Raw genomic sequence first — 9,377 nt, forward strand, 5'->3', positions numbered from 1 at the left:
TGGACTTGGCGCTCGCACCCCAGCTTGTCTGCCTAACGTCACCGGCGCTGCCGAACCAGCGACCCGTTCTGCTACCCCGATAGCTAGCCCTACTCCCCAGCCCCAACGTCCGCTATCAGCCAGAAGCGGACGTTCTGGCTGACCCGAACTGCCGCTTCGAATCCACTCTTTCAGAGGGTCGGCAGGGATTCGTGTAAAAAACGGCCAAAGGTGAGCTAACTGCCTGTCATAGCTGACTTTCTTGGCCGCTCCAGCCACGCGTCAGAACGGAGCATTTCTTCTTCGAGGACCGGACAACGGGCCGTAACTCGTTATTTCACCTCGTCCCGGTAACTCCGCCAAGCCATGCGGAGTACCCGAGCGGAGGACCGCAGAAACATCAGCAACAGTCCACCGGCGATGACCAGATCGGGCCAGCCGGCATCGAACAGCCACACGCCGGCGGCTGCCAGCAGCACCGCAACACCCTCGTACAGGTCATTGCGCGAGCACTCCCAGGCCGATGACATGTTCACGTCGCCAAAGCGGTACGGGGTAAGCAGCCACAGGCACAAGGCGTTGAACGCAAGATTGATCACGGCGGCGATGCCGATGGCCTCGAAGATCGGCACCTCCGGGTGGGCCAGGCGCCAGCCGATCTGGATGGCGACCGCAACCGCGGCACCGAGGATCAGCAATCCCTTGAACAACGCCACCCTGGCCTTGGCGCGCAGGCTCGCGCCGATCACTGCCAGGCTCAGCAGATAGGTCAACGCATCACCGAGGTTGTCGAGGCTGCCCGACAGCAACGAGGACGAGCCGCTGTAGATCGCTGCGGTGATCATCATCACGAAGCTGGCGATGTTGATTGCCAGCACGATCATCAACACGCGCCGCTGCCCCGCCTCCAGGGCGCGGATATCCACCGTGCTTCCGCAGCCGCACGAATCACTCATGATCATGTCTCCGAGTCGAGCGGGCGTCCGAGGATTTGCGGCCCGCTTCCAGGTCGGCGATCCTAAACCCCGGAGTCGCTACAGAGTCAAGCCCATGAAGATCGGAGAGGTCGCGGAGCGCAGCGGGTGCCATCCCGAAACCGTGCGCTACTACGAGCGCATCGGGTTGTTGCCTGCCCCGCCGCGCACGGCGGGCGGGTATCGCGACTACCGTCCCGCCGACGCGGATCGGCTGCGCTTCATCAGCCGCGGACGCGAACTGGGCTTCTCGCTGGAGGAGATCCGCAGCCTGCTGGGTCTGGCCGAAGACGACGGGTTGTCCTGCCAGGATGTCGACCGTCTTGCCCGCGGGCACCTGCTGGACATCCGGAACCGGCTAAACGACCTTCAGCGGATGGCCTCGGAGCTCGAACGGGTGATTGGCAGTTGCAGCGGCGGCGAGCGCGGCCAGTGCGCCATCCTCGACACGCTGCGCCACCCGCCATCCTAGGTCGGCACTCAAGCGTCCTCTTCGCCACGGGCATCCTGCAGGATCTCGATGCCCCCTTTCAGGGCGATCGCCGCCACTGCGAGCCCCACGACGAGGTCGGGCCAGGCCCGCCCGGTCCACAGCACCAGTCCGCCACCCACGAGCACGCCTGCGTTGGCGATGAAATCGTTGGTGCTGAAGGTCGTCGCGGCACGCACGTTCACATTGGCCTGCCGGATTTTCTTGAGCAGCCACACGCATGTCGCGTTTACCAGGCCGGCCCCCAGCGCCATCACCATCATCGTCGTACCAATGGGCTCGGCGTCACCCAGGAACCGACGGCCCACGTCGACCAGGATCCCAGCGGCGAACAGGATCAGCAGCCAGCCGGACACTTTGGCCGCCGACCGTTTCCAGGCTTGTGAGCGACTGAGTGCGAGCAGGGTGATGATGTAGACGGCGCTGTCGGACGCATTGTCCAGTCCATTTGCGATCAGAGCGCTTGAGCCGGCGGCGACGCCCGTGACCCCGAACCCCGCGGCAAGCGCGAGGTTCAGGGCGAGGACGATCAACAGGATCCGGCGCTGGTGCGCGTCGTGTATCTCGATCTTCTCTTCACTCAACTCAGTGGGCCTCCAGTTGCGGCTTCGCTGCGTCGCCGCGATGCAGAAGACGGTAAAGGGTGGGCAGGACAAGCAGGGTGAGCAGCGTTGAAGACACGATCCCGCCGATCACGACGGTGGCGAGCGGACGCTGCACCTCCGCGCCCGCGCCGACATTGAGCGCCATCGGGACGAAGCCGAGCGACGCCACGAGGGCAGTCATCAAGACCGGCCGCAGCCGCCCGAGCGCGCCGTTGAAGACCGCGTCGTCCAGCGACTGGCCTTGTTCGCGCAGGTTGCGAATGAAGGCGATCATGACCAGGCCGTTGAGCACGGCCACGCCGGACAGCGCGATGAAGCCGACACCTGCGGTGATCGACAACGGGATACCGCGCAGAGCCAGTGCGGCCACGCCGCCCGACAGCGCCAGCGGCACGCCGCTGAACACGATCACCGCATCCTTGACCGAGCCAAAGGCCATGAACAGCAGGCCGAAGATGAGGACCAAGGTCACCGGCACCACCACCGCAAGCCGCCGACTCGCCGAGATCAACTGCTCGAACGTGCCGCCGTAATCAATCCAGTAACCCTCCGGCACGTTCACCTGCTGCCCGACGCGCTGCTGCAGCTCTTCGACGAAGCTGCCCAAATCGCGATCGCGCACGTTGGCCGTGACCACCACCCGGCGTTTTCCATTCTCACGGTTGATCTGGTTGGGCCCCAGCAGGCTCTCGATCTGCGCGACCTCCCGCAGCGGCACGGTCCGCGCGCTCGCCCAACTGGGTTCCAGGCTCGACCGGTCCGCGTTCGCCACGTCGGGCAAGGGGATCGGCAGATCCTCGAGGGCGGTCGGATCGACGCGCATCTGTTCCGGCAGTCGCACCACGATGTCGAAGCGGCGGTCGCCCTCGAACAGCTGGCTGGCCACCTGGCCACCGACCGCAGTGGCAACGGTCTGCTGCACGATCCCCGGATTCAGGCCGAAGCGCGCAAGCGCCGCGCGGTCCGGGACGATCGTCAGCAGTGGCAAGCCGGTTGCCTGTTCGGTGTTGACGTCGACCGCGCCCTCGACCTGCCTGGCAGCCGCCTCGACCTGTTCGGCCACCTCGACCAGCGTGTCCAGGTCGTCACCGAACACCTTGATCGCCACATCCGCACGCACCCCCGAAATCAGCTCGTTGGTCCGCATCTCGATCGGTTGCGAGAACTCGTAGTTGTTGCCTGGCAGCGTGGCCACTGCGGCTTCGATTTCGTCGATCAGAACGTCCCTGGGCTTGCGTGGATCGGGCCATTGCCCGCGTGGCTTCACCATCAGGTAGGAGTCCGCCACGTTCGGTGGCATCGGGTCGGTGGCCACCTCAGCCGTGCCGACCCTGCTGAAGACCCGCTCCACTTCCGGAACCTGCACCAGCCGTTCCTCCACGGCCACTTGCATCTTCACCGACTGCTCCAAGCCCGTTCCGGGTATGCGGATCGCTTGCATGGCGAGGTCGCCCTCGTCCAGGCTGGGAATGAACTCGCTGCCCAGGCGCGTGGCGACCAGCAGGGACACGACGACCAGTATCAGTGCCCCGCCAAGGACCCAGTTCTGACGACGGAGTGACCACGCAAGCAAGGGCTCATAGCGTCGGCGCGTCCACTGGACCAGCCGGTTCTCCTTCTCCTCGACGCGGTTGCCCATGAAGATCGCGATGGATGCGGGAACGAAGGTCAGCGACAGCACCATCGCGCCGGTGAGGGCCAGCACCACGGTGATCGCCATGGGATGGAACATCTTTCCCTCGATCCCGGTCAGCGCGAAGATCGGCAGGTACACCGCGGCGATGACGAACATGCCGAACAGGCTGGGCCGGATGACTTCGACCGTGGCGGTGGCGGTCAGTTCATTGCGCTCGTCGCGTGTGAGCGCCCGGCCAAGCCGATGCTGCATCTCGCCGAACCGGCGCAGGACGTTCTCGATGATGATGACCGCGCCATCGACGATCAGGCCGAAGTCGAGTGCACCCAGGCTCATCAGGTTGCCGGAGACGCCGCCGCGCACCATTCCGGTGATGGTGAACAGCATCGCCAGGGGGATGACGGCGGCGGTGATGAGTGCGGCGCGGACATTCCCCAGCAGCAGGAACAGGACCACGATGACCAGCAGGGCGCCCTCGATCAGGTTCTTCGAGATGGTCTGCATGGTGCGTTCGACCAGCACGGTGCGGTCGTAGACCGCCGTCGCGGTCACGCCTTCCGGCAGGCTCGCGTTCGCGTCCTGCAGCTTCGCCGCCGCGGCCTGCGCGACGCTGCGGCTGTTGGAGCCCACCAGCATCGACACGGTGCCCAGCACGACCTCTTCGCCGTTCTGGGTGGCCGCGCCGGTACGAAGCTCCGGGCCTTCACCCACCTGCGCCACGTCGGCCACCCGGATCGGCAGGCCCTCGCGCCGGTCCAGCACGATGTTCCGGATCTCGTCGACGCCGCCGACCTGGCCGGGCACGCGCACCAGGTACTGCTGGCCGTTGCGCTCGATGTAGCCGGCACCCATGTTCTGGTTGTTGGCGGCGACCGCGTCGACGATGTCCTGCAGCGTGAAGCCGAGTGCGACCAGCTTGGACGGGTCCGGCGTGATGTGGATCTGCCGCTCGAAGCCGCCGATCGTGTTGACCTCGGTCACTCCCGGTGTGTTGCGCATCTGCGGCCGGATGACCCAGTCCTGCAGGGTGCGCAGGTCGGTGGCGGTCCACGGCGTACCGTCCGGCTTGGCCGCGTCGGGTGCAGCGTCGACGGTGTACAGGAAGATCTCGCCCAACCCGGTCGAGATCGGCCCCATTTCGGGCTCCAGTCCCTCGGGAATCTGCGAGCGGATCTGCTGCAGCCGCTCGGCCACCTGCTGCCGGGCGAAGTACAGGTCGGTGCCGTCCTCGAACACCACGGTGATCTGCGACAAGCCGTAGCGTGACAGCGAGCGCGTGTAGTCGAGCCGCGGCAGGCCGGCGAGTGCCGTCTCGATCGGATACGTGACCCGCTGTTCGGACTCCAGCGGCGAGTAGCCGGGCGCTTCGGTGTTGATCTGCACCTGGACGTTCGTGATGTCCGGTGTTGCATCGATCGGGAGCCGGGTGAAGCTCCAGATGCCTACTCCGATCAAGCCCAGGGTCAGCACCAGCATCATCCAGCGATGCCGGATCGAGAACCGGACGATCCGCTCCAGCAGGCCGGACTGGTGGGCTGCGGCGTCAGTCGTCATCCGACGCCCCCGCCTTGCCGATGTCCGCCTTGATCAGGTAGCTCTCCGCGACCACAACATCCTCGCCCACGCTCAGGCCCGCGCGGATCTGCACCTGCGTGGTATCGCGGGCGCCGGTTTCGACGTGTCGGGTCAGGTAGGTCTCGCCCTCACGTACGAACACGGCCTCCCGGCCATCCATCGACTGCAGCGCCGTCAACGGCACCATCAGGTCCACCGGCTCCTGCGCGACCGTGATCCGCGCCTTGACCGCCGTACCCGGCCGCCATTGGTTGTCGGCGTTGTCGATCGTTGCGCGGGCGACAGTGCTCTGGCTGGCCGTGGCCATGCCGGGGAGCACACGTTCGAGCGTGGTGTGGACCAGCTCGCCATCGCTCATGCGGGTGACCGCCACCGGCACGCCCGGCTGGATGTGCTGGGCGTCGGCGCCAAAGATGTGGAGGTCGACCCAGAGCTGCGAGAGATCGGCGATCTCGAACAGCGGCGCGCCCTCACCGGCCAGGCCGCCGACCGAGGCACTGCGGTCGACGACGACACCGGAGATCGGCGCGGCGACGCTGTAGGTGCTCAGGCTCAGGTTGCTCTCGATCGTCGCCAGTGTCTGGCCGGCGCGAACCTGGTCTCCGACATTGGCGCGCAGTGAGCGGATCGGGCCTGGGAAGCGGGCGGTGACCTGCGCAACACGGCCCTCTACCGGGGTCAGCAGGCCTTGTACCTCATGCTCGTCGGCGATCACGCCGGGGCCGACGGGCCGCGTCTGGATACCGGACTTTTCGGCAATTTCGGCAGGGATGACCGTGCTGGCGATTTCACCCGCTTCATGACCGTGTTCGTCGGCCTCGGTGCCGTGGTCGGCGGCCTCGTCAGCATGGGCGTCGTTTGCCGGCTGGCTAGGCTGGTCCGGCTCACCACTGCAAGCCGCCAGGCTCAAGGCCAGCGCCAATGCCGGGATCAGGTGGACAGGCTTCATGGGGTTGCTCCTTGGTTGTCTTGCGGGCCCGGGCCGGCGACGAATGCCTGGCCGGTCAGCCGCTGGATCTCGATCAGGGCGCGCTGGGCTTCCAGCGCAGCTGCCAGCTGTTGCTGCCGTGCGGCGGCGCGCTCCGCCTGCAGGCTCGACCACTCCAGATAACTGGCGGCGCCTGCGCGGTACGCGGTGGCGGCCGCTGCTTCGGCCTTGGCCAGACGTGGAAGCACGTCCTCACCCAGCCGCTGTGCTTCCAGGCGGGCCACCCCGAAGCGGCCATGCGCCTCAGCGAGGGTGGAGTAGAGCGACAGCCCCACGGCCTCCCGTTCGATTTCCAGCGCTGTCAACTCGGCGCGTGCGGCACGGATGCCCGGTTGTGCCCGGCGGGTGGTGCCCAGCGGGATCGAGACACTGCCGACCAAGCCGAAGTCATCGCCGTCCGCCATCCGTCGCACGCCCACCTGCCAGTCGAAGTCCGGGGTCGCTTCGCTGCGTGCCAGCTGCAGGCGTGCCTCGCCAATGCGCTGCTGATCGACGAACTGCGCGAGCTCGGGAGTGCGTTGCAACCAGTCGGCGAGTACCGCGAAGTCCGCGATCTGGGGCACGGCGAGCAGATCGCCCCCGAGGATCTCGAATGCGGGATTTCGCTCGCCCCACAGGGCCGCGAGATGCTGGCGGGCGGCCGCCTGACGTTGCCGGGCGCGAGCGCGATCCAGTTCCGACCGCGCGAGGGCGGCCTGGGCGGTGAGTACGACCGATTCCGGCGAAGCGCCGGCCTCGTGACGCCGGCGCGCCGCAGCAACGGTGCGTTCGCGCTGGTCGACGTCCAACTGCGCAAGCTCGCCTTCGCGTTGCGCACCGACGACCGCCAGGTAGCGGCGGGCCACTTCGGCCAGGAGATCCAACCGCTGCGCCTCGCGCTCGATGGCCAGCGCGTCGATCCGGCTTTGCGCGAGCGTGCGGCGGGCATCGAGCTTGCCGCCGCGCTCCAGCACGGAGGCGAGGCTCAGCGTGATCTCGGCGCCATCCAGGCCGCTGGCCGGGCCGGTACCGAGCACGTTCTCGACCTCGGCTCCAGCGACCAGCGCCGGGCGCAACGAGGAGCGATCCAGTTCGGCTTTCAGGGCCTCATGGCGGGCACCAAACAAGCGTAGATCGGGATGGGCGTCGGCAACGCGAAGGAAAGCGTCGTCCAGGGTGAGGGGGTCGGCGGCGTGCGTGGGGAATGCCACGGCACACACGGCGACGAACGCGGCCAGGGCCGCTGATCGCAAACGCATGGGGGTTGCTCCGATGAATCGAATTGACGGGAGTCGGCATCAGGCCGACGGCGCGGTCATCCGAAGATCGGAGGCTTGAATGGGCTCGGCAGACGCAAGGCGGCCGGGGGCGATGCTTTTTCGACCCCCATTCGACCGGCGACCGGTCGAGTAGAAAATGAATCCAGGACCGGCAACACGGCCGCGGCTGAACCACAGCAATGGGCGAAATTCAGTAACAGGTGCAACGTCTCCGATCCGTCTTGATCGTGCGCGTCCGCCGCGGCGAACTCCGCGCCCGGATCGTTGGCATGCGGGCCGTGGCTGTGCGCGCCCGACGGATCGTGCGCGAGCTCATGCATTTCGCCAGCGGCTGTCATCACCGGTTGGAACGCCAACCCCAACGCAAGCACACCCAGCACGACGACGCGCAGGAGCGGCAACAAGAAGCGGGGATGCAGGCGGGTCATGGCCGCGCAGGGTACCTGCGGATGATGGGGTTATACAATACCGCTGAATGCGTCGAGAGGGCTACAGGGAAAAGGCGCGTTCCAGTTGTCGGCCATGGCACCGCTTGTACTTGTTTCCGCTGCCGCACTGGCACGGCTGGTGATCGCGCAGCCCCGACGACAGTGCGTGTCCAGGAACTGGTGCGCCTGCTGCAGCGGTTCGATTTCATGCGCGGGGACACTGACCTCGCCGGGAGCCGCCGGGATGCCCCGGCTCAGTCTCTTCCTGGGGGCTCTTGCCGTTGCATGGGCTGCTAGCCCTTCGATGGCAGACAGCAATACCCGGACTGCGCTCTACGAGGTCATGCGGTCGGGCTTGGCTGCCTGAGTGATCCGTGGGACGAAGTGGTGCGCGATGTTCCAACGAGACGTCCGCTTTGGGTCGAAAGGAGCCATCCGCCCTACCCCCGATAACCGGCCCTAATCCATGGCCAAAGGTGCGTGCCTTCGGTCAGGCGCGGAAGCGCCGCTAGAGGTGAATCGGCCGTTTTAGCAAGTTTTATCGACTCTTGCTATTCCTAGCAAGCTCCAGCTAACTGTTTTCGATCAATGGCTTACAGCTCATCCTGGATACAGAGTGCGCTTTGCACGATTTCTGCAGCACCGTCTTCTTCGCCCAGGATGGGTGATCGGACCGATCGCCTCGCTCTGCCATTCCTGAGACAGGCGCAGAGCGCGGCCGTGCCCCACTTGGGTCATGCCGCCCGACTCTCCGCGGTGTCGCTATTGGCCGCAAGTGGATACGTGATAGTGCAGCGACCTCGACCCCCTTGGCCGGTCGCCGCCTCCGGTGCGGCAGCCAAGCGACGGCACGGCGCGGGGCCGATCACACGGATAGCTCGGGATGCCCGTCGGCCGGGCCTCACGGCCCAGCGATGACGATGGTCTTCAGACACTCAGTGTCGCTTGACCACCGAACGTTGGCCGATACGGCGCCCCGACTTCGCGGTGGGCCGGGCGAGGCCCGGGATGAGGAAGTCGGTAACACTGTGGCCGCGCTTCACCTTGTCCGCCAGCCAGCGCGGCATCCGGCCACGACCCGACCAAGTATGCCGCTTGTTCTCAGGGTCACGGTACTTCGCGGCCGTCTGTGCGCGTGACCGACTTTTGCGGCGCCTGGTAGCTCCCGAAGACGTCTCAGGATCGATGAGCTCTTTGATCGCGTAGCCGTTTGACGCAGCAAACTCGATCAAGTCCCGGCGTACGATGGCCGCAGGGCGACGGGCGCGCAGCAACGTCTGCCGCCTCTTGGCGGCGGTTAAGAGTGCGTCCAACTCGCGCAGGCTGAGCTTGTCGATTTCGATCTTCATGGATGGCGAGCGTTAGTCTAGATCGCCGGCCTGTCAAGGAATACTCTGGATGCCTGCGCACAGAACGCCAGTCCGGGGTTCGTTAACGACGAGG

At 66.2% G+C, this 9,377-nt stretch carries 8 protein-coding genes; 1 reads left to right on the plus strand and 7 read right to left on the minus strand.

Annotated features, from left to right (window positions below):
- Positions 1–311 precede the first annotated feature (311 nt).
- Positions 312–935: a cation transporter gene (locus tag LY625_RS03210; RefSeq protein ID WP_095209458.1), complete on the minus strand. Its 624-nt coding sequence runs from the start codon at positions 933–935 to the stop codon at positions 312–314.
- Between the two features lie 94 nt (positions 936–1,029).
- Between LY625_RS03210 and LY625_RS03215 the strand changes: the two genes are divergently transcribed.
- Positions 1,030–1,425, plus strand: coding sequence for a helix-turn-helix domain-containing protein (locus LY625_RS03215; RefSeq protein WP_095208871.1), 396 nt, complete (start codon positions 1,030–1,032; stop codon positions 1,423–1,425).
- Between the two features lie 8 nt (positions 1,426–1,433).
- Here LY625_RS03215 and LY625_RS03220 read toward each other — a convergent pair whose 3' ends face one another.
- The 6 genes from LY625_RS03220 to LY625_RS03245 all read right to left on the minus strand — a co-directional run bounded on the left by LY625_RS03220 (position 1,434) and on the right by LY625_RS03245 (position 9,283).
- Complete coding sequence (locus LY625_RS03220; protein ID WP_095208872.1) at positions 1,434–2,027, minus strand: cation transporter; 594 nt, start codon at positions 2,025–2,027, stop codon at positions 1,434–1,436.
- A 1-nt stretch (position 2,028) separates the two neighbouring features.
- Entirely contained in the window at positions 2,029–5,205 is a 3,177-nt protein-coding gene (locus tag LY625_RS03225; RefSeq protein WP_233737581.1) for a CusA/CzcA family heavy metal efflux RND transporter, read from the minus strand.
- Positions 5,206–5,227: 22 nt separating this feature from the next.
- Entirely contained in the window at positions 5,228–6,208 is a 981-nt protein-coding gene (locus tag LY625_RS03230) for an efflux RND transporter periplasmic adaptor subunit (RefSeq protein ID WP_233737534.1), read from the minus strand.
- On the minus strand, positions 6,205–7,485 hold the full coding sequence (locus LY625_RS03235; RefSeq protein WP_095208874.1) for a TolC family protein: 1,281 nt from the start codon (positions 7,483–7,485) through the stop codon (positions 6,205–6,207). Before LY625_RS03235 ends, LY625_RS03230 begins: the two co-directional genes overlap by 4 nt.
- Positions 7,486–7,541: 56 nt before the next feature.
- Positions 7,542–7,934 (minus strand): hypothetical protein, encoded by a 393-nt coding sequence (locus tag LY625_RS03240; protein ID WP_233737535.1) that lies wholly within the window; start codon positions 7,932–7,934, stop codon positions 7,542–7,544.
- A 935-nt stretch (positions 7,935–8,869) separates the two neighbouring features.
- The gene (locus LY625_RS03245; protein WP_233737536.1) at positions 8,870–9,283 is read right to left on the minus strand and encodes an H-NS histone family protein; all 414 of its coding nucleotides are present in this window, start codon (positions 9,281–9,283) and stop codon (positions 8,870–8,872) included.
- Positions 9,284–9,377: the final 94 nt, after the last annotated feature.

It is taken from the genome of Lysobacter sp. GX 14042, from assembly GCF_021390425.1.
In the GTDB taxonomy this organism is placed as follows: domain Bacteria; phylum Pseudomonadota; class Gammaproteobacteria; order Xanthomonadales; family Xanthomonadaceae; genus Novilysobacter.

Coding starts and splice junctions, on each gene's coding strand:
- LY625_RS03245 (WP_233737536.1), bottom strand. CDS start 9,283: ATGAAGATCGAAATCGACAAGCTCAGCCTGCGCGAGTTGGACGCACTC.
- LY625_RS03240 (WP_233737535.1), bottom strand. CDS start 7,934: ATGACCCGCCTGCATCCCCGCTTCTTGTTGCCGCTCCTGCGCGTCGTC.
- LY625_RS03210 (WP_095209458.1), bottom strand. CDS start 935: ATGAGTGATTCGTGCGGCTGCGGAAGCACGGTGGATATCCGCGCCCTG.
- LY625_RS03230 (WP_233737534.1), bottom strand. CDS start 6,208: ATGAAGCCTGTCCACCTGATCCCGGCATTGGCGCTGGCCTTGAGCCTG.
- LY625_RS03215 (WP_095208871.1), top strand. CDS start 1,030: ATGAAGATCGGAGAGGTCGCGGAGCGCAGCGGGTGCCATCCCGAAACC.
- LY625_RS03235 (WP_095208874.1), bottom strand. CDS start 7,485: ATGCGTTTGCGATCAGCGGCCCTGGCCGCGTTCGTCGCCGTGTGTGCC.